Source organism: Pseudomonas sp. PDM04, assembly GCF_014851765.1.
Classification (GTDB): domain Bacteria; phylum Pseudomonadota; class Gammaproteobacteria; order Pseudomonadales; family Pseudomonadaceae; genus Aquipseudomonas.
Genome location: NZ_JACVAI010000003.1, coordinates 23673 through 48242, shown reverse-complemented (window position 1 = coordinate 48242; position 24570 = coordinate 23673). Strand labels below are relative to the sequence as shown.

Here is a 24570-nt window from a genome sequence, read left to right as displayed (position 1 = left end):
AACCGTCAAGCTATAGAAGTCGGCGCTTATTCAGAAGTTCAGCCCGGATAAACGTTATTTCACATTTTTTTTACAAACTGAAGCTTCGCACAATCCCGGTCGAATTCCACAGCACGGGCAACACATTCTTAAAATGAAGCGGATCGGCGCTTGTCCAGAATTGCGCCGCCCCGGCCGGGCCATTGGCAAGCAGATCGCGCTCGGACAACAGACGTTGCAGTTGGCGTGCCACCGCAGCGCCGGTGTCGATCAGGCTGATGTCCTCGGGGATCATCTGCCGCAGCAACGGCTTGAGAAAGGGGTAATGGGTGCAGCCGAGAATGATCGTGTCGCAACCGGCAGCCAGCAGCGGCCTGACATAGCTGGCCAGCAGCTCGCGCAGGGCGAGACTGTGCAGGTCACCGTTTTCAATCAGTTCGACCAGTCCCGGACACGGCTGGGTAATCACTTGCACATCCGTGGCGAAACGGTCGAGCAGCGCGGCGAACCTGGCGCTTTGCAAGGTGCCGGTGGTGGCGAGCACGCCGACCACGCCGCTGCGGGTGGCGGCAGCGGCCGGCTTGACTGCAGGCTCCATGCCAACGATGGGCCATTGGGGATAATCGCGACGCAGGTCGGCAACGCCGGCGACCGTCGCCGTGTTACAGGCCAGCACCAGGGCCTTGGCGCCCTGCTCCTGGAAGAATCCAGCCATCACGCTGCAACGTTGACGGATGAACGCCGGGGTCTTCTCGCCGTAGGGAACATTGCCGCAGTCGGCGACGTACAGCAGCGTTTCATTGGGCAGCAGTCGCTGGATCTCGGCCAGCACCGACAGCCCTCCGACGCCGGAGTCGAAAACGCCGATCGGCGCTTCACGCATGTTTCGGCCCACAGACGCGACAGGCCGGATCACGCTTGACCCGCAGCTCACGGAAGCGCGAGCCCAGCGCGTCGATCAACAACAACCTTCCTACCAGCGGCTCGCCGAAGCCGGCCAGCAGCTTCATCGCTTCCAGTGCCTGCAGGCTGCCCACCAGGCCCACCAGCGGCCCGATTACCCCGGCTTCGCTGCACGTCAGCTCGGCTTCGCTGCCGTGACCGTATAAACAGTGGTAGCACGGGCTGTCCGGCCGCCGTGGATCGAACACCGACAATTGCCCTTCAAGGCGGATCGCCGCACCGCTGACCAAGGGTTTTTCGGCAGCCACGCACGCGGCATTGACCGCCTCGCGGGTGGAAAAGTTGTCGGAGCAGTCGAGCACCAGATCCACCGCCGCCACGACGGCGGCCAGCGAGTCCTCGTCGAGCGCGGCGCGATGGGCGACCAATTGAATCTCGGGGTTGATCGCGCTCAGTCGACGAAGCGCCGAGTCGACCTTGGTCTGGCCAACGCTGTCGGTGTCGTGAATGACCTGCCGTTGCAGGTTGGTCAGGTCGACGGTGTCGAAGTCCGCCAGATGCAGCTCACCGATGCCGGCAGCGGCCAGGTACAGCGCCACGGGCGAACCGAGGCCGCCAAGGCCCACGATCAACACGCGGCTCTGCTTCAGGCGCAACTGGCCGTCGACATCGACGTGCTGCAGCAGAATCTGCCGACTGTAGCGCAACAATTCCTGATCGTTCAGCACGGCAGGCGTCCCAGGCTGATTCGTTGATGACCGCCCAGATCGGTGCGGCTGTGGACCTCTTCAAAACCGCGGGTGTGCAACAGGTCGCGCACCGCCTCGGCTTGATCATAACCGTGTTCGAGCATCAACCAGCCACCCGCCTCGAGGTGCTCCGGCGCCTGGGCGACGATCAGGCGCAGATCGTCGAGCCCGTCCGGACCCGCGACCAGGGCACTGGCCGGTTCGAAGCGCACATCGCCTTGCGCCAGGTGCGGATCGGCCGAGGCGATATAAGGCGGGTTACTGATGATCAACTGAAAGCGCTGACCGGCCAGTGCGCTGAACCAATGACTGCTCAGCACCGTGGCGTTGTTCAACTGCAGCCGCTGGCGATTGCGCTCGGCCAGGGCCACGGCGTCGATCACCCGATCCACCGCCGTGACCTTCCAAGCCGGGCGTTCACTGGCCAGGGCCAGGGCAATGGCGCCACTGCCGGTGCCAAGGTCGAGCACCCTGGCGGGTGTCGCCGGCAAGAGTTCCAGCGCAGCCTCCACCAGCAGTTCGGTGTCCGGGCGCGGGATCAGCGTGTGCGGCGCGACTTCCAGGTCGAGTTTCCAGAAACCCTGCTGACCGAGAATATAGGCCACCGGCTCACCGCCACGGCGGCGTTGCAAATATTCGGCGAACTTCAGCGCCGCTTCGCTGGGAACGATGCGTTCCGGCCAGGTGTGCAGGAAGCTGCGCGACTTGCCCAACGCTGCGGCCAGCAGCAATTCGGCATCCAGGCGCGCCGTCGGCGAGTCGGGCAGATCGGCGGCGCGCAACAGGCTGGCGATGATCGTCATTCGATGGCCGCCAGTTGATCGGCCTGGTATTCGGCCAGCAACGGTTCGATCACTGCATCGACACCGCCGGCGAGGACTTCGTCGAGGGAGTACAGCGTCAGGTTGATCCGGTGATCGGTCACCCGGCCCTGGGCATAGTTGTAGGTGCGGATGCGCTCGGAGCGATCCCCGGACCCCACCAGCAACTTACGCTCGCTGGCGATGGCATTCGCCGCGGCGCTGGTCTGCTGGTCATTGAGCTTGGCCGACAGCCAGGACATCGCCCGGGCACGGTTCTTGTGCTGGGAACGCTCTTCCTGGCACTCGACGACGATGCCGGAGGGCAAGTGCGTGATGCGAATCGCCGAGTCGGTCTTGTTGACGTGCTGACCACCGGCTCCGGAAGAGCGATAGGTGTCGATACGCAAATCCGCCGGGTTGATCTCGATCGCTTCCTGCTCGTCCGGCTCGGGCAGCACCGCCACGGTGCATGCCGAAGTATGGATGCGGCCCTGGGATTCAGTGGCCGGGACCCGTTGCACGCGGTGCGCGCCGGATTCGAACTTCAACTTGCCGTAGACATTCTCGCCTTCGACCCGGGCGATGACTTCCTTGTAACCGCCATGCTCGCCCTCGCTTTCCGAGAGGATTTCCACCCGCCAGCCACGCCGCTCGGCGTAGCGCGAATACATGCGGAACAGGTCGCCGGAGAAAATCGCCGCCTCGTCGCCGCCGGTGCCGGCGCGGATTTCGAGATACACGTTGCGTCCGTCATTCGGGTCCTTGGGCAACAACAGGCGCTGCAGGCGGGCCTCGATTTCGATCAATTGCTCCTTGGCTTCGCGGACTTCTTCCACGGCCATCTCGCGCATGTCGGCGTCGCTGTCCTTGAGCAGGGCCTGGGCCCCCTCCAGGTCGCCCTGGACCTTGAGCAACTGTTTATAGGTCTCGACGATCGGTTCGACTTCCGCGTATTCCTTGGAATAGGCACGGAATTTGGTCTGGTCGGAAATGATTTCGCCATCGCCCAGCAAGGCGGTCAATTCCTCGAAACGGTCCTGGAGCACGTCCAGCTTATTGAGCAGTGACGCTTTCATTGCGGTTTTTTATCCGAAAAGCTATTCGATGAGCCCTCACCGAGGGCAAAGAGTTCCTGGGCCATGGCCAGTGCATCGAGGCGACCTTCGGCAGAGAGCTTTTTCAATTGAACGCTGGGTGCGTGCAAGAGTTTATTGGTCAGGCCGCGCGCCAGTTGCACCAGCACGTCTTCGGCGCTGCTGCCGTTGGCCAGCATGCGCTGGGCCTTTTGCAGTTCTTCGTCGCGCAGACGTTCGCTTTGCTGGCGATAGGCCTTGAGCACGTCCACCGCCGCCAGCTCGCGCAGGCGTACCATGAAATCCTCGGCGCCGACCGAGACCATTTCCTCTGCGGCCTGCGCCGCGCCCTGGCGGCTCTTGAGGTTTTCGGCGACCACTTCGTGGAGATCGTCGACACTATAGAGATAAACGTCGTCCAGCTCGCCGACTTCAGGTTCGATATCCCGAGGTACGGCGATGTCGACCATGAAAATAGGTTTGTGCTTGCGCAGCTTCAAGGCACTTTCCACGGCGCCCTTGCCGAGGATCGGCAACTGGCTGGCGGTGGAACTGATGACGATGTCGCTGCGCACCAGCTCGGCGGGGATATCCGACAGCAGCACCGCATGGGCGCCGAACTGCTCGGCGAGGATGCTCGCGCGCTCGAGCGTGCGGTTGGCAACGACGATGCGCTTGACCCCCAGGTCATGCAAATGGCGGGCGACCAGGGTGATGGTCTCGCCGGCGCCGATCAGCAAGGCCTGGCTGCGCTGCAAGTCGCTGAAAATCTGTTTCGCCAGGCTGACCGCGGCAAAGGCCACGGACACCGGGTTTTCACCAATCGCAGTGTCGGTGCGCACCTGCTTGGCGGCGTTGAATGTCGCCTGGAACAGGCGCCCGAGCAGCGGCCCAACGGTACCGGCCTCACGCGCGACCGCGTACGCCGATTTCATCTGGCCGAGAATCTGCGGTTCGCCCAGCACCAGCGAATCGAGCCCGGAGGCCACTCGCATCATGTGACGAACTGCCGCATCATCTTCATGCACATAACTGCTGGCACGCAGCTCGTCGAGGCTCAGATGATGATAATCGGCCAGCCAGCGCAGCACGACGTCAGCCGAAAGCTGATCCTGTTCTATATAGAGCTCACTGCGATTGCAGGTGGAGAGGATCGCAGCTTCGCGGCTGTCGGTGAGTCGGCAGAGCTGCTGCAAGGCCTCAACCAGTTGCTCAGGGGTAAAGGCCACGCGCTCGCGGACGTCTACTGAAGCAGTCTTGTGGTTAATACCGAGTGCAAGGAAGGCCATTCAAAGTCGCTGATGGTGACGTGAAGCCGGCAATTGTCCTACTTCGACACACCGAGAACAACTACTCCATTTCTATTGACCCGGTAGGCCACGCCCCGCTTTGCGAGCGGTTCTCGTTTACACCACGCCTCCACCCGCCAGGTCCCGTGCAAATGGGAAATTGGTCGGGCGGTTATGTTTGCTCGAAGGCTTGTGTCATGATGATCCGACCGCAGGTTAGTCGTCCTCTTCCTATATGAATAGATCTTCCGCGTTGCTCCTCGCTTTTGTCTTCCTCAGCGGCTGCCAGGCCATGGCACCCGTTTCGTCGGACGGTACGCCGCCGGTCGAAGACAGCACTCCGGCCCCTGAAAAGCCCAAGGTCTACAGCTCCTTCAGCGAAGAAACCATCTTCAGCCTGTTGAGCGCCGAACTGGCTGGCCAGCGCAATCGTTTCGACATTGCCCTGGACAACTACGTGACCCAGGCCATCAACACCCAGGATCCGGGCATCTCCGAGCGGGCATTCCGCATCGCCGAGTACCTGGGCGCCGACCAGCCCGCCCTGGACACCGCACTGATCTGGGCGAAAAACGCACCCGATGATCTCGAGGCGCAGCGGGCTGCCGCCGTGCAACTGGCGCGCGCCGGACGCTACGACGACTCCATGGTCTATATGGAGAAGGTCCTGCAAGGCAAAGGTGACACGCATTTCGACTTCCTCGCCCTGTCCGCAGCCGATACCGATCAGGAAACCCGCAACGGCCTGATGAAAAGTTTTGATCGCCTGCTGCAACGCCATCCGAACAACAGCCAGCTGATTTTCGGCAAGGCCCTGCTGATGCAACAGGACGGCGACAGCAAGGGCGCCCTGGCCCTGCTGGAAGACAACCCGCCGGACGAAGGCGAAATCGCGCCGATCCTGCTGCGCGCGCGCTTGCTGCAAACCCTGGGGCGCGGCGATGAAGCCTTGCCGCTCCTGCAAAAAAGCATCAAGAAATACCCGGACGACAAACGCCTGCGCCTGACCTACGCACGCACACTGGTCGAACAGGACCGCATGGACGACGCCAAGGCCGAGTTTTCGAGCCTGGTTCAGCAATACCCGGAAGATGACGAACTGCGTTACTCCCTGGCGCTGGTGTGCCTGGAAGCCAAGGCCTGGGAAGAGGCCAAGGGCTATCTGGAAGACTTGATCGCCCGGGACAGCCATGTCGACTCGGCACACCTGAACCTCGGGCGCATCGCCGAGGAGCGCAACGATCCACAGGGCGCGCTGATCGAATACGCCCAGGTCGGGCCTGGCAACGATTTCCTGCCGGCGCAATTGCGCCAGGCCGACATCCTGATGAACAACGGCAGGACCGCCGAAGCACAAAGCCGCCTGGCCGCAGAACGCGACGAGCAGCCCGACTACGCCATCCAGCTGTACCTGATCGAAGCCGAAACCCTGTCCGCCAACAAACAGGAGGACAAGGCCTGGAATGTCCTGCACAAGGCCCTTCAGCAATACCCGGACGATCCGAACCTGCTGTATACCCGCGCCATGCAGGCGGAAAAACGCGATGACCTGGCACAGATGGAAAAAGACCTGCGCCTGATCATCAAACGCGATCCGGACAATGCCATGGCACTGAACGCGCTCGGCTACACCTTGTCCGACCGGACGACGCGCTATGTCGAAGCCAAGGCCCTGATCGAGCAGGCCCACCAGATCAACCCGGAAGACCCGGCAGTACTCGACAGCCTTGGCTGGGTGAATTACCGCATGGGCAACCTCGACGAGGCCGAATCCCTGTTGCGCAAGGCGCTGGAGCGCTTCCCCGACCAGGAAGTCGCCGCTCACCTGGGTGAAGTCCTGTGGGCCAACGGCAAGCAGCGCGAAGCCCGACAGATCTGGAGCAAGTTCCTCGCCGAACAACCCGACAGCCCCATCCTGCGCGACACCATCAAGCGCCTGACCGGATCAGAGACTCTTTAAGATTATGTTTTTGCGCCACTTCATCGTTTTCAGCTTCATCGCCCTGCTCGCCGGTTGCGCGGGCTTCGGCGCCCGCGAGTCGGTACAGGGCCAGGGCAACCAGGCCCAATGGCGTGAACACAAAGCGCAAATGACCGGCATCGATGGCTGGCAGATCAATGGCAAGATCGGCATTCGCGCCCCGAAGGATTCGGGCAGCGGGACGCTGTTCTGGCTGCAGCGCCAGGATTACTACGACATTCGCCTATCCGGCCCCCTGGGTCGCGGCGCGGCCCGTTTGACCGGCTCTCCGGGCAAGGTTTCGCTGGAGGTCGCCAATCAGGGGCGCTATGAAGCGCCGACGCCGGAAGTGCTGCTGGAAGAACAACTGGGCTGGAACCTGCCGGTGTCGCACCTGAACTGGTGGGTACGCGGGCTACCGGCGCCTGACAGCAAGAGTCGCCTGACCCTGGATGCCGACAGCCGCCTGGCCAACCTCGACCAGGATGGCTGGCAGGTCGAATACCTGAGCTATGCCGAACAGAACGGTTTCTGGCTGCCGGAGCGGATCAAACTGCATGGCGCCGACCTTGATGTCACCCTGGTGATCAAGGAATGGCAACCTCGCAAGCTGGGGCAATGACATGACGACCCCACACTTGACCCTGCCCTCCCCGGCCAAGCTCAACCTGATGCTGCACATCCTCGGGCGTCGTGAAGACGGTTACCACGAGTTGCAGACGATTTTTCAGTTCCTCGACTACGGCGATGAAATCACCTTCGCCGTACGCGACGACGGCGTGATTCGACTGCACACCGAATTCGAGGGCGTTCCCCACGACAGCAACCTGATCGTTCGTGCGGCCAGACAACTTCAGGAGCAATCCGGTTGCTCACTCGGGATCGACATCTGGATCGAAAAAATCCTGCCCATGGGCGGTGGTATCGGCGGTGGCAGTTCCAATGCCGCGACGACGCTGCTCGGCCTCAACCACCTCTGGCAACTGGGTTGGGATGAAGACCGACTGGCCGCACTGGGCCTGACGCTGGGTGCCGACGTCCCGGTTTTCGTGCGTGGCCACGCGGCTTTCGCCGAGGGTGTGGGCGAGAAACTCACCCCGGTGGAACCCGAAGAACCGTGGTATCTCGTACTTGTTCCGCAAGTATCTGTAAGTACAGCAGAAATTTTTTCAGATCCACTGTTGACACGTAACTCTCCTCCCATTAAAGTGCGCCCCGTTCCCAAGGGAAACAGTCGAAACGACTGCTTACCGGTGGTAGCGAGGCGTTACCCAGATGTTCGTAACGCTCTGAATTTGCTAGGTAAATTTACCGAAGCAAAACTCACCGGAACTGGAAGTTGTGTGTTTGGGGGCTTCCCAAGCAAAGCTGAAGCTGATAAAGTCTCGGCCCTTCTTACAGAGACCCTTACAGGGTTTGTAGCAAAAGGAAGCAACGTTTCGATGTTGCATCGCAAGCTGCAAAGTCTGCTCTAAAGGAACCGAGTACTGGGTACTCGTTGCAACAGATACAGGGGCGTCGCCAAGCGGTAAGGCAGCAGGTTTTGATCCTGCCATGCGTTGGTTCGAATCCAGCCGCCCCTGCCATTTTCCTATACTCATCCAGGTATACCCTCAGCCTTCAGGTACTGCGCGTGTCCAAGATGATGGTCTTTACGGGGAACGCTAACCCCGATCTGGCTCGGCGTGTCGTACGTCAGCTGCATATCCCTCTCGGTGACATTTCTGTCGGTAAGTTCTCCGACGGCGAAATTACTGCCGAGATCAATGAAAACGTCCGCGGTAAAGATGTCTTCATTATTCAGCCGACTTGCGCTCCGACCAACGATAACCTGATGGAACTGGTAGTGATGGCTGATGCCTTCCGCCGCTCCTCGGCGACTCGTATCACTGCTGTTATTCCTTACTTTGGTTATGCCCGTCAGGATCGCCGTCCGCGTTCCGCACGTGTGGCTATCAGCGCGAAAGTCGTGGCTGACATGCTGACCGTCGTCGGCATCGACCGTGTTCTCACGGTTGACCTGCACGCTGACCAGATCCAGGGTTTCTTCGATATTCCGGTAGATAACATCTACGGCTCCCCGGTTCTGGTGGATGACATTGAAGATCAGCGCTTCGAAAACCTGATGATCGTGTCCCCGGACATTGGCGGCGTTGTGCGTGCACGTGCCGTTGCCAAATCCCTGGGCGTGGACCTCGGGATCATCGACAAACGCCGTGAGAAAGCCAATCACTCCGAAGTGATGCATATCATTGGTGACGTCGAAGGGCGTACCTGCATCCTGGTCGATGACATGGTCGATACCGCCGGCACCCTGTGCCACGCGGCCAAGGCCCTGAAAGAGCATGGCGCGGCCAAGGTTTTCGCCTATTGCACGCACCCTGTGCTGTCGGGTCGGGCGATCGAGAACATTGAAAATTCCGTGCTGGACGAACTGGTGGTGACCAACACCATCCCGTTGTCCGCTGCAGCACAAGCCTGTGCGCGTATCCGTCAACTGGATATCGCACCGGTCGTTGCCGAGGCGGTCCGCCGCATCAGCAATGAAGAATCGATCAGCGCGATGTTCCGCTAAGGGCCCTGCCCTTCTCGAACGTCCCGTTGACGAAAAGCGCCCCGCCCCGGCATTCCTGCCGGGGCGGGGCTTTTTTGCCCATACCGTGTCTGGCGCTGGTCGCAAACGCCAACCGGGAATGGCTATTTTGGAGATACAAAATGACTGACTTTACTCTGAACGCTCAAGCGCGTACTGACCTGGGGAAAGGTGCGAGCCGCCGCCTGCGTCACGCTCTGAACATCCCTGCCGTTGTATACGGTGGCAACAAGCCTGCTGAGTCCGTGACCATCCTGGCCAAGGAAATCGCCAAGCTGTTCGAAAACGAAGCGGCCTACAGCCACGTGATCGAACTGAACGTCGACGGCACCAAGCAAAACGTCATCGTCAAAGCCATGCAGCGTCACCCAGCCAAGCAATTCATCATGCACGCTGACTTCGTGCGTGTTGTTGCTGGCCAGAAACTGACTGCCAAAGTACCGGTTCACTTCGTCAACGAAGAAGCCCCGGTCAAGAAAGGCGGCGAAATCTCTCACGTTGTGAACGAGATCGAAGTTTCCTGCGAAGCCAAGGACCTGCCTGAGTTCATCGAAGTCGACCTGGCCAACGCCGAAGTCGGTTCGATCGTTCACCTGTCCGACCTCAAAGCCCCTAAAGGCGTTGAGTTCGTTGCTCTGGCACACGGCGATGACAAGGCTGTTGCCAACGTCCACGCTCCACGTGTTGCTCCAGAAGCTACCGAAGAAGGCGCTGCAGAGTAATTTCACTCTGTTCGCCGGAGTGACGGAAACATCGCGGACTGGAACGTAGCGAGAAAGCGGGCGGGAACGCGGAGTTTACATTCATGGTAAATGAGCATTTTTCGTCCACTTTCAACGCTTGCACCGTTTGCAGCGATGTCATCCACCACTTCAAGGAAGGGCCCCTATCGTGACTGCCATCAAACTGATCGTTGGCCTGGGAAATCCAGGCGCTGAATACGAACAGACCCGGCACAACGCAGGGGCCCTTTTTGTTGAACGCATCGCGAACGCACAAGGTGTGAATCTTGTGGCCGATCGCAAGTATTTCGGCCTGACCGGGCGTTATTCGCATCAGGGTCAGGATGTTCGTCTGCTGATTCCCACCACCTACATGAACCGCAGCGGCCAGGCCGTCGCGGCACTCGCCGGTTTCTTCCGCATCAAACCCGAAGAAATCCTGGTGGCGCACGACGAACTCGACCTGCCTCCGGGCGTCGCCAAACTCAAGCAGGGCGGCGGCCATGGCGGTCACAACGGCTTGCGCGACATCATTGCGCAGCTCGGTAATCAGAATACCTTCTACCGCTTGCGGCTTGGCATCGGCCATCCGGGCGTAGCCAGTATGGTTTCAAATTTCGTCCTGGGTCGCGCGCCTCGCGCCGAACAGGAAAAACTCGATGCCAGCATCGACTTTGCCCTCGGCGTGCTGCCGGATATCCTCGCCGGTGAATGGAACCGCGCGATGAAAAACCTGCACAGCCAGAAGGCCTGACTCTTTTCCGAGGGGAAACACCATGGGATTCAATTGCGGCATCGTCGGCCTGCCTAACGTCGGCAAGTCCACCCTCTTCAACGCCCTGACCAAATCCGGGATCGCGGCCGAGAACTTCCCCTTCTGCACCATCGAGCCGAACAGCGGGATCGTGCCGATGCCGGATTCGCGTCTGGACGCCCTGGCTGCCATCGTCAATCCCAAGCGCATCCTGCCGACCACCATGGAATTCGTCGACATCGCAGGCCTGGTGGCCGGCGCCTCGAAAGGTGAGGGCCTGGGCAACAAGTTCCTGGCCAACATCCGTGAAACCGACGCCATCGCCCACGTGGTCCGCTGCTTCGAAGACGAGAACGTGATTCACGTCTCCAACAGCGTCGACCCGAAACGCGACATCGAAATCATCGACCTGGAACTGATCTTCGCCGACCTCGACAGTTGCGAGAAGCAACTGCAGAAAGTCGCGCGCAACGCCAAGGGCGGTGACAAGGATGCAGTCGCTCAAAAGGCCCTGCTCGAGCAATTGATCGCACACTTCACCGAAGGCAAGCCTGCACGCAGCCTGATGAAGAACATGAGCGCCGAGGAAAAGGCGATCATCAAGGGTTTCCACCTGCTGACCACCAAGCCGGTGATGTACATCGCCAACGTCGCTGAAGACGGCTTCGAAAACAACCCGCACCTGGACGTAGTCAAGGCCATCGCCGAAGAAGAAGGCGCGATGGTGGTACCGGTGTGCAACAAGATCGAAGCGGAAATCGCGGAGCTGGATGATGGCGAAGAAAAAGACATGTTCCTCGAGGCCCTGGGCCTGGAAGAACCTGGCCTGAACCGCGTGATCCGCGCCGGCTACGAAATGCTGCACCTGCAGACCTACTTCACCGCCGGTGTCGAGGAGGTCCGCGCCTGGACCGTGCGTGTCGGTGCCACCGCACCACAAGCCGCTGGCGTGATCCACACCGACTTCGAAAAAGGCTTCATCCGTGCCGAAGTCATCGCCTACAACGACTTCATCCAGTTCAAGGGTGAAGCCGGTGCCAAGGAAGCCGGCAAATGGCGCCTGGAAGGCAAGGACTACATCGTCAAGGACGGCGACGTGATGCACTTCCGCTTCAACGTCTAAACGCTTTACCCATGAAAAAGCCGCGCTCGATACGCGGCTTTTTCATGCCTGAAATTTGACCACTGTGGGAGCTCGCTCGCTCCCACAGAGTTTTTCACAGGCAGGGAGCCGATCAGGCCTTTTGGGTTCTTGGCAGGAAAATCGCCAGCACCCCGAACAACGGCAGGAACGAGCACAGGAAGTACACGTACTCGATGCCGTGGATGTCCGCCAGATGCCCCAGCAATGCCGCGCCAATCCCGCCGAAGCCGAACATCAGGCCGAAGAACACCCCGGCAATCATCCCGACGTTGCCCGGCACCAGCTCCTGGGCATAGACCACGATGGCCGAGAACGCCGAGGCCAGGATGAAGCCGATCACCACGCTCAGGACGCTGGTCCAGAACAGGTCGACGTGCGGCAGGATCAAGGTGAACGGTGCCACGCCCAGGATCGAAAACCAGATCACTGCCTTGCGACCGATCTTGTCGCCAATCGGCCCGCCAAAGAAGGTTCCGGCCGCCACCGCGCCCAGGAACAGGAACAGATGCAACTGTGAACTGGCCACCGAGAGGTCGAACTTCTCGATCAGGTAAAAGGTGAAATAGCTGGTGAAACTGGCCATGTAGAAATACTTGGAGAACACCAGCAGGCCGAGTACCACCAACGCACTGATGACCCTGCCCTTCGACAGGCCGTGGGTCGCTGCATGGCCCTGCTTGAGCTTGAACAGGTTCAAGTGGTTGGCGTACCAGCGGCTGATCCGGTAGAGCACGAACAGCGCAAACACCGCGAACAGCCCGAACCACGCCACATGCCCCTGGCCGAACGGAATGATGATCGCCGCCGCCAGCAGCGGACCGAACGCCGACCCGGCATTACCGCCCACCTGGAAGGTCGATTGCGCCAGGCCGAACCGCCCGCCCGAGGCCAGCCGCGCGATGCGCGAGGCTTCCGGGTGAAAGGTCGATGAGCCGATGCCGATCAACGCCGCCGCCAACAGGATCAACGGGAAGTTGGCGACTACCGACATCATCAGGATACCGATCAGGGTGCACACCGTACCGGCCGGCAGCAGCCAGGGCTTGGGATGACGATCGGTGTGGTAACCGACCCATGGCTGCAACAGCGAGGCGGTCAGTTGGAACGTCAGGGTGATCAGGCCGACCTGGGTGAAAGTCAGGCCGTAGTTTTCCTTGAGCATCGGGTAAATCGACGGCAGCACGGCCTGGATCAGGTCATTGATCAAATGCGCCAGCGCCACGGCGCCGATGATGTGCATGACCAGGGGGCTGCTTTGCGGGGTCGCGGACGCCGGCGTCGTGCCGGTCTGGGCGTTACTGATAGCCATGGGATATTCCGTACAACAGATGGGTGCACACAGGCAGGTGCATCAATGTGCCATTTTTCAGTGCAGCAGCGCCATCCCCTTAGCCAGCTAACGAAGTAAATAGACTTTCTTTGCTTGCGACGGTCATCGACGACAATGCGGGACGTCCGACACACCGCAGCACTCGTTCGACCTTCGCGAGCAAGCTCGCTCCTACCGGGCCGAACCCGGTAATAGCGCATCGCCATGGTCTGAATCTTGCCTTGTTTTTCACTTCAACGCGGCGTCCTTACAAAGGGCACCGAGAATGGGAAGTTTCGCTACAGAGTCGGCCTACAGAGCTGGCAAGGGTGAACTACCGAGGCCTTTAAAAGGGGCACGAGTCGCGGTCGCAACGGCTTCGACGCACGCCAATGGTGCGTGGTGCCCACAGGAGTCGTGGGGCATGCAGGCTTTTTTATCTCCGGGGATCGGGTTGCTGGGCCGTTTCGGCTTCGCCCGCAAATTTCAGTTGTTGTTCCTGCTGTTCATTCTGCCGCTCGCGGGCAGCCTGCTGATGATCGGCCAGGATTATCGCGCCAAATTGAGCCTGATTGCCGGCGAACGTGCCGGCGTGCGGCAACTGCTTGCACTCGATACGCTGGATAACCTGCTGTCCGCCCAGCGTGACCGCGCCGCCCGCTGGCGCGCCACCGAGACCAATCGCCAGCCGACACCGGCCACCCTCGCGGCGATGTCGGCGTTCGATGCGGTACAGCCAGCCGTCGCCCAGGCCACCACGGACCTGGGCAATACCCTGCAAACCGAAGGTGCCGAGGGCGAGACCCTGGCCCGTTATCAAGCCCTGCAAACCGCGCTCAACGGCCTCGACTCGAAAAGCCTGAGCAGCGTCGGCTGGTGGCCGGACGGTTACGACCGGTTCACCAATGCCTTGAGCGCCCTGCAAGCCCTGCGCGAACAGATCGCCATGGACAATCGGCTGACCCTCGCGCCCTGGCTGGAAACCTACCTGCTGACGCAAATTTCCACCCAGCACGCGCCGGACCTGATCGAGCGCGTGGGCCGCCTGGCCAGCGTCGGCCAGGCGTCGGTGGTGTCCGGGCAGTTCACCCTGCAAAGCCGTCTGCAATTGCGCGACCTGCGCAGCCGTATCGGCGACGCCCGCGAACAGCTTGTTAAAACTGCTGGTCTGCTGGAAGCGCGCCTGCCCAGCGAACTGCAAGCCTGGGCCGGGCAATACCATGACAGCCTGAAAAACCTCGATGTCGAACTCAAAGTGCTCGATGACGGCGTGTTTGGCGGCAGCATCCAGCTCAAGCCCGAGGAGTTCGAGCGCGGCCTGGACGCCCTGCTCGGCGACCTGGCAGCTTTACGCCAGCATTCGCTGGTGTCCCTCGATCAGCGCCTGGACTACTACCACGGCTCGGCAATCCGCCAGTTCATCGTGGTGGCGATCATCTTTGGCTGCCTGCTGCTGGCCGCGCTGTACCTGTTCGTCTGCCTGCAAGCCTCGATCCGCCGCAGCGCCAGCGGCATCACGCTGCTGGCCGAAGCCTTGCGCGATGGCAACCTGAGCCTGCAAGTGCCGGTAGAAGGCCGCGACGAGCTGGCGGCGATCAGCACCGCGCTCAACGTCGCCGTGGTGCAACTGCGCAACAGTCTGCTGGGGGTCGATCATGAGACCCTGCAACTGAGCAACGCGGTACGCACACTCAACCACCATTCCAGCGGCGCCCTGAGCGAAGTCGAAGCGCAGCAGCTGCAGATCAGCCAGATCGCCGCCGCCGCGACGCAATTGGCGGCAACGTCCCAGGGCGTCGCCCAGAGTTGCGAACAGGCCTCCGGCAGCGCACAGCACACCCAGCGCATTGCCGCCGACAGCAGTCGCGACAGCCAGCGCACCACCGCGAGCATTCAGCAGCTCAATCAGCGTCTGAACGACACGGCCGCGGCCCTCGGGCGCGTCAGCGAACAGGGCCAGCAGATTCAGCTGGTGGTCGATACCATTCGCGGGGTTGCCGAGCAGACCAACCTGCTCGCGCTCAACGCCGCCATTGAAGCGGCGCGAGCCGGTGAACAGGGCCGTGGTTTTGCGGTGGTCGCCGATGAAGTGCGCAGCCTGTCGCAACGCACCCAGTCCTCCACCGCGCAGATCGCCGGCACCGTCGACAGCCTGCGTAACACGGTGGATGAAGCCGTGAGCCTGATGGAAGCCGCCTGCGGCCAGGCGCAATCCGATGCACAAGCGGTCACCGGCCTCGGCGAGCGCCTGGGGGAAATTGCCAGCGCCGTGCAGAGCGTCACCGACACCCTGGCGCAGATCGCCACGGCAGTCGACGAACAAGCCAGCACCGCCGACGAAGTCAGCGGCAACATCCAGCAGGTCGACCAGGCAGCGGTGCGCTTGCTCGAAGGCGCACGGGCGGTAAACCTGGCGGCGGACACCTTGAGCCATGGCAGCCAGGTGCTCAGCGAGAACACCGGACGGTTTCGCCTCAACTGAGGCAAGGCGGTTTCAGGCGCGGATCACCGCTTGCGGGAAATCCTGCTCCAGCTCCGTCCTGAGCCACTGAATGAACCACGACACATCCGCCGAGAGTTCGGCGGATGGCGTCAACACGCGGTAGCTTTCCAGCTTGACTTGCGCGTCCAGCACCCGCACCAGTGCACCACTGCGCAGTTCTTCGCGCACCAGCACTTCGTTGGCCAAGGCAATGCCCTGCCCGCTCTCGGCCACGGACAAGGCGTGATCATTATTGACATACAACATGTCCGAGCTGAGGTGCGCATCCAGATCGTTGGCGGCAAACCACAGGTTCCACCACTCGCCGTCATCGACATGGATCAGGTTGTGCTTCACAAGATCGGCAGGCCCCTCGATCGGCCCGATGCTCGCCAGGTAGTCCGGGGTGCAGATAGGGAACACCCGTGGGCAGATCAGGCTGACGCGCGAATGGGCGTACTGCCCGTCCAGGCCGTAGACGATCCCCAGGTCGGCGCTCTTGCCATCGACATCGGTAAAGGTGGAGTTGGGCTCGATGGCGAACTTGAGGCCTGGGCGCAGATGACGCATGCCCTCGATTCGCGGCATCAACCAGCGCTTGGCGAACCCTGGCACCACCATGATGCGCAGCCAGCGCTCGGCTTCCCTGGGGCGAACCTCCTTGCCGGCCTCGATCATCAGTTGCAGGGCCGCCGCGATCTTGCGGTGATACTTCTCGCCTGCCGACGTCAGGGTCACACCCCGGGAAGTACGCTCGAACAGTTGGACGCCCAGCCAGTCCTCCAGCAACTTCACATGCCGGCCAATCGCTGGCTGGGTCACGTGAAGCGCTTTGGATGCCTCGACATAGCTGCCCAGGCGGGCCGCTGCATCAAAGGCACGCACCGCGTTCAAGGGCGGCAAACGATGATCAGCCATGTTCCGGGCGCCCCTGATATTAAATTATTTAACAGCTCGTATAATAAAATTGAAGTTTCGCCCCCGCAACCCCTCACTGATAATCCAGGCACAGCAAAACAAAAACAGCTGGCTCACAACGCTTTTACACATCTCGATCCTGCCCAAAAAAATAATATCCATAGCCAATGGCATTGCTGGTTCAAGCAAGTCTTGAGGCGATGGGGGAATCGGAGGTAACGCATGAATGCTGTGCATTCGCTGCAAACACTGGCGGTGTCGATCCGCTCGGTGCGCAAAGTCTACGGTGATCCACAGACCGGTCCGGTGGCGCTGAAAAGCATCGACCTGGACATTCGCGACAACGAATTCTTCACCCTCCTTGGCCCTTCCGGCTGCGGCAAAACCACGCTCCTGCGGATGATCGCCGGCTTCGAATTCCCGACCCAGGGCGAAATTCTGCTCTATGGCGAAAACATCGCCGACCGCCCGCCGTTCGAGCGTCCGGTCAATACGGTGTTTCAGCACTACGCATTGTTCCCGCACATGACCATCGCCGAGAACCTGGCCTTCGGGCTCGAATCGCATCCGATGGGCAAGGTCATGAACAAGGCCGGGATTGCCGAGCGCGTACGCGAGATGCTGGCGCTGGTGCAGATGGAGCGCTTCGCGAATCGCAAGCCGGCACAACTGTCCGGCGGCCAGCAACAACGCGTCGCGCTGGGGCGAGCCCTGGCGCCGCATCCCAAGGTGCTCCTGCTCGACGAGCCGCTCTCGGCCCTCGACCTCAAGCTGCGCCAGGCCATGCGTGAAGAACTCAAGGCTATTCAGGCCAAGACCGGCATCACTTTCATCTTCGTCACCCATGACCAGGAAGAAGCGTTGACCATGTCCGACCGCATCGCCGTGCTGTCCGAAGGTGAAGTGCAGCAGGTCGGGCGTCCGGAGGACATCTACGAACGCCCGCGTAATCGCTTTGTCGCCGACTTCATCGGTGAAACCAACTTCATCGACGGCACCGTCACGCGGGTCGAAAACGGCCAGGCCTGGTTCGCCGGCCCCGCCGGGCATCCGCTGCCGGCGCAACCGTGCAGCGAGGTCCAGGTCGGCGCCAACGTCGCGCTGTCCGTGCGCCCCGAGCGCCTGCACCTGGTGGCCGCCGCCAGCGATGGCGCATTGCCCTGCCGGATCGAGGCGCAGATCTATCTCGGCACCGACCTGCAATACCAGGTCAGCCTGAGCGATGGCTCTCGGCTCACTGTGCGTACTCCCAACAGCGTCGATCGCAGCCTGCGCTTTGCCGTGGGCACCCAGGCCGGTCTGTTGTTCGACAACGGCAGCGCCAGCGTCCTGCACGATTGAGCCCGAGGATTTGCCATGCATGCTTTACCGATCGCCATCACCCTGAAGCGCCGTCGGGCCTTCCAGAGTTTTCTCGGGGTCAGCCCCGCGCTGATCGCCATCGGCCTGTTTCTGATCGTGCCGATCCTGATCGTCATCGGTTACTCGCTGATGGAGGCCAACCCCTACGGCGGGGTCAACAAAGTCTTCAGCAGCGACGCCTACACCTCGTTGTTGTTCGAACGACAACTGGATGACAGCCTGGCCTTCGCCGATTCCTACCTGCTGATTGCCTTGCGCTCCATCGGAATCGCCGGGCTGACGACCGTCATCACCTTGCTGGTGGGTTTCCCAGTGGCGGTGTGGCTGGCGATGCAGCCGCCCCACCGGCGTGGCCTGCTGATCTTCCTGATCACGGTGCCGTTCTGGGCCAACCTGCTGATCCGCACCTACGCCTGGATTCTGTTGTTGCGCAACACCGGGGTGATCAACAACAGCCTGATGGGGCTCGGGGTCATCGACCAGCCGTTGCAACTGCTGTACACCGACGGCGCCGTGTTGCTGGGGCTGGTCTACACCTACGCGCCCTTTGTGGTGCTGCCGATTTACGCGACGCTGGAGAAGATGGACATCCGCCTGCTGGAGGCCGCTCAGGACCTGTACGCCGGGCGGATACGCACCTTGCGAAAAGTGGTGCTGCCGATTGCCAAGCCGGGCATTTTCGCCGGCACCATCCTCACGTTCGTGCCATGCCTGGGCGCGATGATCGCGCCGGAACTGCTGGGCGGCGGCACCCGCATGATGCTCGGCAACCTGATTTTCCGGCAGTTCAGCGATGCCCGTAACTGGCCTTTCGGTGCGGCGCTGTCGCTGGTGCTGATGGCGGCCGTGATGCTGGTGCTGACGGTGTATGCCTTGCGCGCCGAGCGCCAGCGCATCGCCAAGGGAGGTGCATGATGCGGCGTCTATTCAATACACACCGCTTTGGGGTGCAGGATTTTCCAGGCTTCGGTGGTTTCAGCTTCCTGTTCTACCTGTACCTCTACGCGCCCATCGTGGTGCTGGTGGTGTTCTCGTTCAACGCCAACCAGTCCGCGACCGTATGGACCGGCTTCAGCCTGGACTGGTACCGGGCGGCGTTCGCCAACCAGGCCTTGCGCCAGGCGGCGGGCAACAGTCTGTTGATCGCGGTGTGCGCGAGCACGATCGCCACGGCGATTGCCACGCTCGCCGCCCTCGGCACCTCGCGGGGCGCGAAATTCAAAGGTCTGCAATTGTCGATGGGCGCCATCATGTTGCCTCTGGTCTTGCCGGAAATCGTGGTCGGTGTCGCCACCCTGGCGTTGTTTTCCACCGTCGGCCTGTCCCTGGGCTACGGCAACCTGATCATCGCCCACACGGTGTTCTGCATCCCCTTCGCCTACCTGCCGATTCGCGCACGGCTCAACGACATGGACCTGTCCCTGGAGCAGGCATCAGCCGACCTCTACGCCGGCCCGTGGCGAACCTTTCGCAAGGTCACCCTGCCGTTGCTGATGCCGGGGATTTTCTCCGGGCTGATGCTGGCGTTCATCGTGTCCCTGGATAACTTCGTGATCTCGATGATGGTTTCCCAGGCGGGCACCACCACCTTGCCGATCTTCATTTTCGGCCTGTTGCGCATGGGCGTGACACCCGACGTCAACGCCGTGTCGACGCTGATCCTGGGCGTCTCGGTGCTGTTCGTCAGCCTCTCCTATCTGTTGGGCAAAAAGCACAACTGAACCTTTCAAGTACTGTGGGGAAATAGCATGAGCAAGTTGATTGCAAGCATCGGAACCTCGTTGTTACTCACTTTGGCCGCGCAGGTCCAGGCCGCTGAAAAGCTCAACGTGGTCAGTTGGAGCGGCTACTTTTCGCCGGAGATTCTCGCCAAGTTCCAGAAGCAGACCGGCATCGAAGTCACCGTGGACTCCTATGACTCCAACGAAACACTGCTGGCCAAGCTCAAACAAGGCGGCGCCGGTTATGACGTGGCGATCCCGTCGCATCAGTTCATTCCGATCCTGATCAAGGAAAACCTGCTGGAACGCTTCGACCCGGTCAAGGAGCCCTACTACGCCGGCGTTGCCGACAACCTGAAAAAGCCGACCTGGGACCCGGAAGGCGGGTATTCGGTGCCCTTCATCTGGGGCACCACCAGCGTGGTGCTCAACACCGAACGCTACAAGGGCCCGGCCGACAGCTACAAGGTGCTGTACGAGCCGCCGGCCGAGTTGCAGGGGCGGATCAACATGTTCGATTCGGTCAGCGACGTGATCGACATGGCCAGCCTGTACCTGAACATTCCGCTGTGCAGCGAAGACCCCAAGCAGATGCAGCAGGTGCTGACCCTGCTCAAGGCGCAGAAACCCTTCGTCAAGACCTACAGCTCCAAGGCCGGCTCGATTCGCGAGAACCTGGCATCGGGTGAAATCGACATGTCGACGTTCTGGGGTGGCTCGTCGATGCGCGCCCGGGAAATGAAACCGAGCCTGAAGTACCTGTACCCGAAAGAAGGCGTGTTGGCCTGGGTCGACAACATGGTGATCCCCACCGGCAGCAAGAACCCGGCGAACGCCAAGGCGTTCATCAACTTCCTGAGCCAGCCTGAAAACGCGGCCATGACCCAGAACTTCCTCAAGCACCAGAGCCCGATCAAGGGCGTGGAGCCGTTCCTCGACGCCAGTCTCAAGGACGCCCCGGAGCTGCACATTCCCGAAGGCACCCCGGTGGTGTTCAGCAAGACCTGCGGCGAAGGCGCGATCCGCCTGGCCGATCGCCTCTGGACCAACCTGATGCGTTGATCTCTACCGCCCCGTCCCACGACGGGGTGTTTTTCCAGCCGTCCGAAAGGCAGCGTTGCAATGACTTCTAACAACATCAGCGAACTGGTCCTGCTGCAGGCCCACGAACTCGCCGAACGCATCCGCTTGCGCCAGGTGTCCTGCCGGGAAGTGATGCAGGCTTACCTGACCCATATCGATCGTTTTAACCCGGCGATCAATGCACTGATCAGCCTGCAGGCGCCAGAGGATCTGCTGACCCAGGCCGACCGGCGCGACGCCGAACTGACACGGGGCGACTACCGTGGCTGGATGCACGGGCTGCCCCATGCGGTAAAGGACCTGTCGCTGACCCGCGGCATCCGCACGACACTGGGTTCACCGTTGTACAAGGACTTCGTCCCCGACCGTGATGGCATCATGGTCGAGCGACTCAAGGCCGCCGGTGCGATCATCATCGGCAAAAGCAACACGCCGGAATTCGGCCTCGGCTCGCAAAGCTACAACCCCTTGTTCGGGGCCACCGGTTGCGCCTATGACCCGAGCAAGACGGCAGGCGGCAGCAGCGGCGGCGCGGCGGCTGCGCTGGCCCTGCACCTGGTGCCGGTGGCGGATGGCAGCGACATGATGGGCTCGCTGCGCAACCCGGCGGCGTTCAACAACATCTTCGGGTTCAGACCCTCCCAGGGCCGCGTGCCCTTCGATGACAGCGCCGACCTGTTCATCGATCAGCTCGGCTACGAGGGTCCAATGGCCCGCAGCGTGCGCGATGCGGCCCTGTTGCTGTCGGTACAGGCCGGCGGCGATGCTCGCGCGCCGCTGTCCATCGCCGAATCCGGCAGCGCCTTCGCCACGCCACTGGAACGCGACTTCAAGGGCACGCGCCTGGGCTGGCTGGGCGACTTCAACGGCTACCTGCCGATGGAAAAAGGTCTATTGGCGCTCTGCGAAAAGACCTTCGGCGATTTCGAAAGCTTCGGGTGTCACGTCGAAGCGGTACAGCCGAATTTCGCCCCCGAGCAGATGTGGAGCAGTTGGCGGACCTTGCGCCACTGGATGGTCGCCGGCTCTCTGGGCGCGACCTATGCCGATCCACAGAAACGCGCGCAGTTGAAGCCCGAAGCCTGCTGGGAAATCGAACACGGCTTGAAACTGTCCGCCAGTGACGTGTTCAACGCCTCCGTGCAACGCAGCAACTGGTACCGGGCGATTTCGCGCTTGTTCGAGCAGTTCGACTACCTGCTACTGCCCAGCGCCCAGGTGTTCCCGTTCGACAAGAGCGTGCCATGGCCGACCTCGATTGACGGGTTGACCATGGACACCTACCACCGCTGGATGGAAGTCGTGATCCCAGGCACGTTGTCCGGTTGTCCGGTGGCGAACGTGCAGGCCGGTTTCAACGCCAGCGGTTTGCCGATGGGCCTGCAGATCATCGGCCGGCACCAGGCCGATTTCGCCGTCCTGCAACTGGCCCACGCCTACGAACAGGCCAGTCGCTGGTTCCAGCGCTGTCCTTCGCCGTTATTGAACGGAGGATTTTGATAAACGGTTGATAGCGTAGATAAATTTTTTGAGAAAGCGCTTGACGCCTATTCGTTTCCCGCGAATAATGCGCGCCACTTGGCTACATAGCTCAGTTGGTTAGAGCATAGCATTCATAATGCTGGGGTCCGGGGTTCAAGTCCCTGTGTAGCCACCAAGTACTAAAAACGGCTTACCGAAAGGTAAGCCGTTTTTTTATGCCCAAAGAAAACTGCCTGCGCCAACCGCCAAGGCGCAGGCGTGCGAATCAATGGACGAAGGACAAAACCGCCCCTGGTTTGCGTCCATTCCTGTCGGCCGATAAAGTCCCCTGACCTTACCCAAGGACGGAGTGCCTTAACGTGATCTCAGCCCTTCATCTGAATCGCTATCGCCTGTCAGCCCTTTCACTGATCGCGGCTGCACTTGTCGCGTGCAACGCCCCGCCGACCTCGACCTTGCCGGTCGCACCGGAAGCCGCCTCGGGCTTTCGCACCGACCTGCAAACACGCCACTCCACAAGGCACATGGCCGCCGCCGCGAACCCGCTGGCCGCCGAAGCCGGACGTGCGATGCTGCGCCAGGGCGGTTCGGCGATCGATGCGGCCATTGCCATGCAAGCAGTGCTGACCCTGGTCGAGCCGCAATCGTCGGGCATCGGCGGTGGTGCCTTCATCGTGTTCTGGGACGGCAAGGCGGTACGCACCTTTGACGGCCGCGAGACCGCGCCGGCCGGCGCCACCGAAAAGCTTTTTCTGCAGGCGGACGGGCAACCGATGCCGTTCACCCAGGCGCAGATCGGCGGTCGTTCCGTGGGCACGCCGGGCGTGTTGCGCGCGCTGGAACTGGCCCATCGGCAACACGGTCGGCTGCCCTGGGCGCAGCTGTTCGAACCGGCGATCAGACTTGCCGAACACGGCTTTCCCATTTCGCCACGTCTGCATCAATTGATTGCCTCGGACTCATCAATGCCACGCTCGCCGGACATGATGGCGTACTTTCGCAACGCCGATGGCAGCCCGAAAGCCGTCGGCACGCCGCTGAAAAACCCGGCACTGGCCGCGGTGTTAAGGCGCATCGCCAAGGAAGGTGCCGATGCGTTCTACAAAGGCCCCATTGCCGAGGAAATCGTCGCCAAGGTTCAAGGCCATGCCAACCCCGGCAGCCTGTCGCTGAACGATCTCAAGGGCTACGCCGCCAGGGAACGCGCGCCGCTGTGCACCGACTACAAGCGCTGGCAGGTCTGTGGCATGCCGCCACCCTCCTCGGGTGGGATCGCCGTGGCGCAGATTCTCGGCACCTTGCAGGCGCTGGAAACCCGCGACCCGCGCCTCGCACTGGCACCACTGAAACCGCTCGCGAGCACGAAGCCCGCAGGCATCGAACCGGCACCGCAAGCCGTGCACCTGATCTCGGAAGCCGAGCGCCTCGCCTATGCCGACCGTGCCCTGTACGTCGCCGACAGCGACTTCGTGCCGGTCCCGGTCAAAGGCCTGGTGGACCCCACCTACCTCGCCAGCCGCGCCGCCCTGATTGGCGATCGCAGCATGGGCACCGCCAGACCCGGCACCCCGCCGGGGATCCAGGTCGCCTACGCGCCGGACCGCTCGCCCTTGCGCATTTCCACTTCGCAAGTGGTCGCGGTCGATGACCAGGGTGGCGCGGTGTCGATGACCACCACGGTCGAATCCGCCTTCGGTTCACACCTGATGGTCCAGGGCTTCCTGCTCAACAATCAGATGACCGACTTCTCGTTCATCCCCGAAGAAAACGGGCACAAAGTCGCCAACCGCGTGGAACCCGGCAAACGTCCACGCTCCTCGATGGCGCCCACCCTGATCTTCGACCGCCATAGCGGCGAATTCCTCGCCACTCTTGGCTCTCCCGGCGGCTCACAGATCATCGAGTACGTCGCCAAATCAACCATCGGCCTGCTCGACTGGCAGCTGGACGCGCAAACTGCCATCAACCTGCCCAACTTCGGCAGCCGCAACGGCCCGACCGAACTGGAACAGGGGCAATTCAGTCCAGGGTTGATCCAGGCCCTGAAGGACAAGGGGCACAGCGTCAGCGAAATCGACATGACCAGCGGGACACAGGCGATTGTTCGGGTCAAGGATGCCCAGGGCAACGCGTCGCTGGCGGGTGGCGCGGACCCGCGGCGGGAGGGGCAAGCGTTGGGGGATTGAGTCCTGCGCAGCCTTGAAAGGGCCATTGGCCGGACAAACCGCGTCTACGAGGTGTTCA

21 protein-coding genes and 2 tRNA genes are annotated in these 24570 nt (G+C 61.5%); 16 read left to right on the top strand and 7 right to left on the bottom strand.

Annotation, left to right across the window (positions count from 1 at the left end; genetic code table 11):
- Positions 1-70: 70 nt before the first annotated feature.
- Genes murI through hemA form a run of 5 tightly spaced genes read right to left on the bottom strand, consistent with a single transcriptional unit; the run spans position 71 to position 4796 of the window.
- A complete protein-coding gene (murI, locus tag IB249_RS12215; RefSeq protein WP_192304976.1) occupies positions 71-862 on the bottom strand; it encodes a glutamate racemase in 792 nt (263 codons plus the stop codon).
- The gene (locus tag IB249_RS12210; RefSeq protein ID WP_192304974.1) at positions 855-1610 is read right to left on the bottom strand and encodes a molybdopterin-synthase adenylyltransferase MoeB; all 756 of its coding nucleotides are present in this window, start codon (positions 1608-1610) and stop codon (positions 855-857) included. The genes murI and IB249_RS12210 overlap by 8 nt, the downstream gene beginning before the upstream one ends.
- Positions 1604-2434 (bottom strand): peptide chain release factor N(5)-glutamine methyltransferase, encoded by an 831-nt coding sequence (prmC, locus tag IB249_RS12205; RefSeq protein ID WP_192304972.1) that lies wholly within the window; start codon positions 2432-2434, stop codon positions 1604-1606. The genes IB249_RS12210 and prmC overlap by 7 nt, the downstream gene beginning before the upstream one ends.
- Complete coding sequence (gene prfA, locus IB249_RS12200; RefSeq protein ID WP_192304970.1) at positions 2431-3510, bottom strand: peptide chain release factor 1; 1080 nt, start codon at positions 3508-3510, stop codon at positions 2431-2433. The genes prmC and prfA overlap by 4 nt, the downstream gene beginning before the upstream one ends.
- Positions 3507-4796 (bottom strand): glutamyl-tRNA reductase, encoded by a 1290-nt coding sequence (hemA, locus tag IB249_RS12195; RefSeq protein WP_192304968.1) that lies wholly within the window; start codon positions 4794-4796, stop codon positions 3507-3509. The genes prfA and hemA overlap by 4 nt, the downstream gene beginning before the upstream one ends.
- Positions 4797-5031: 235 nt before the next feature.
- Here hemA and IB249_RS12190 point away from each other — a divergent pair, with 235 nt between their 5' ends.
- From IB249_RS12190 to ychF, 8 genes are all read left to right on the top strand, one after another.
- Positions 5032-6756, top strand: a complete 1725-nt coding sequence (locus IB249_RS12190; protein WP_192304966.1) for a tetratricopeptide repeat protein — start codon at positions 5032-5034, stop codon at positions 6754-6756.
- A 4-nt stretch (positions 6757-6760) separates the two neighbouring features.
- Positions 6761-7378 (top strand): lipoprotein insertase outer membrane protein LolB, encoded by a 618-nt coding sequence (gene lolB / locus IB249_RS12185; RefSeq protein ID WP_192304964.1) that lies wholly within the window; start codon positions 6761-6763, stop codon positions 7376-7378.
- Between the two features lies 1 nt (position 7379).
- Positions 7380-8231 (top strand): 4-(cytidine 5'-diphospho)-2-C-methyl-D-erythritol kinase, encoded by an 852-nt coding sequence (gene ispE, locus IB249_RS12180; protein ID WP_192304962.1) that lies wholly within the window; start codon positions 7380-7382, stop codon positions 8229-8231.
- Between the two features lie 36 nt (positions 8232-8267).
- Positions 8268-8342 (top strand) — tRNA-Gln (locus tag IB249_RS12175).
- 47 nt (positions 8343-8389) lie between these two features.
- Positions 8390-9331, top strand: a complete 942-nt coding sequence (locus IB249_RS12170; protein WP_003171603.1) for a ribose-phosphate pyrophosphokinase — start codon at positions 8390-8392, stop codon at positions 9329-9331.
- Between the two features lie 140 nt (positions 9332-9471).
- Positions 9472-10071 (top strand): 50S ribosomal protein L25/general stress protein Ctc, encoded by a 600-nt coding sequence (locus IB249_RS12165; protein WP_192304960.1) that lies wholly within the window; start codon positions 9472-9474, stop codon positions 10069-10071.
- A 169-nt stretch (positions 10072-10240) separates the two neighbouring features.
- Positions 10241-10825, top strand: a complete 585-nt coding sequence (gene pth / locus IB249_RS12160; protein WP_008037207.1) for an aminoacyl-tRNA hydrolase — start codon at positions 10241-10243, stop codon at positions 10823-10825.
- Between the two features lie 22 nt (positions 10826-10847).
- Entirely contained in the window at positions 10848-11948 is a 1101-nt protein-coding gene (gene ychF / locus IB249_RS12155; protein WP_192304958.1) for a redox-regulated ATPase YchF, read from the top strand.
- A gap of 112 nt (positions 11949-12060) precedes the next feature.
- Here ychF and IB249_RS12150 read toward each other — a convergent pair whose 3' ends face one another.
- On the bottom strand, positions 12061-13278 hold the full coding sequence (locus IB249_RS12150) for an MFS transporter (RefSeq protein WP_192304956.1): 1218 nt from the start codon (positions 13276-13278) through the stop codon (positions 12061-12063).
- Positions 13279-13564: 286 nt separating this feature from the next.
- On the opposite strand from IB249_RS12150, the gene IB249_RS12145 reads away from it, so the two are divergent.
- A complete protein-coding gene (locus tag IB249_RS12145; RefSeq protein WP_412548001.1) occupies positions 13565-15760 on the top strand; it encodes a methyl-accepting chemotaxis protein in 2196 nt (731 codons plus the stop codon).
- Positions 15761-15772: 12 nt separating this feature from the next.
- Here the strand turns inward: IB249_RS12145 and IB249_RS12140 are convergent, their stop codons facing one another.
- Positions 15773-16678, bottom strand: a complete 906-nt coding sequence (locus tag IB249_RS12140) for a LysR substrate-binding domain-containing protein (protein WP_192304952.1) — start codon at positions 16676-16678, stop codon at positions 15773-15775.
- A gap of 222 nt (positions 16679-16900) precedes the next feature.
- Between IB249_RS12140 and IB249_RS12135 the strand changes: the two genes are divergently transcribed.
- The 7 genes from IB249_RS12135 to ggt all read left to right on the top strand — a co-directional run bounded on the left by IB249_RS12135 (position 16901) and on the right by ggt (position 24512).
- Complete coding sequence (locus IB249_RS12135) at positions 16901-18019, top strand: ABC transporter ATP-binding protein (RefSeq protein WP_192304950.1); 1119 nt, start codon at positions 16901-16903, stop codon at positions 18017-18019.
- A 15-nt stretch (positions 18020-18034) separates the two neighbouring features.
- Positions 18035-18955: an ABC transporter permease gene (locus IB249_RS12130; protein WP_192304948.1), complete on the top strand. Its 921-nt coding sequence runs from the start codon at positions 18035-18037 to the stop codon at positions 18953-18955.
- Positions 18952-19761 carry an ABC transporter permease gene (locus tag IB249_RS12125; protein ID WP_192304946.1) on the top strand — a complete coding sequence of 270 codons (810 nt, stop codon included), beginning with the start codon at positions 18952-18954 and terminating at the stop codon, positions 19759-19761. Before IB249_RS12130 ends, IB249_RS12125 begins: the two co-directional genes overlap by 4 nt.
- A gap of 27 nt (positions 19762-19788) precedes the next feature.
- Positions 19789-20823, top strand: coding sequence for an extracellular solute-binding protein (locus IB249_RS12120; RefSeq protein WP_192304944.1), 1035 nt, complete (start codon positions 19789-19791; stop codon positions 20821-20823).
- Positions 20824-20883: 60 nt separating this feature from the next.
- Positions 20884-22344, top strand: coding sequence for an amidase (locus tag IB249_RS12115; RefSeq protein WP_192304942.1), 1461 nt, complete (start codon positions 20884-20886; stop codon positions 22342-22344).
- An 80-nt stretch (positions 22345-22424) separates the two neighbouring features.
- Positions 22425-22501 (top strand) — tRNA-Met (locus tag IB249_RS12110).
- Positions 22502-22685: 184 nt separating this feature from the next.
- Complete coding sequence (gene ggt, locus IB249_RS12105; RefSeq protein WP_192304940.1) at positions 22686-24512, top strand: gamma-glutamyltransferase; 1827 nt, start codon at positions 22686-22688, stop codon at positions 24510-24512.
- Positions 24513-24570: the final 58 nt, after the last annotated feature.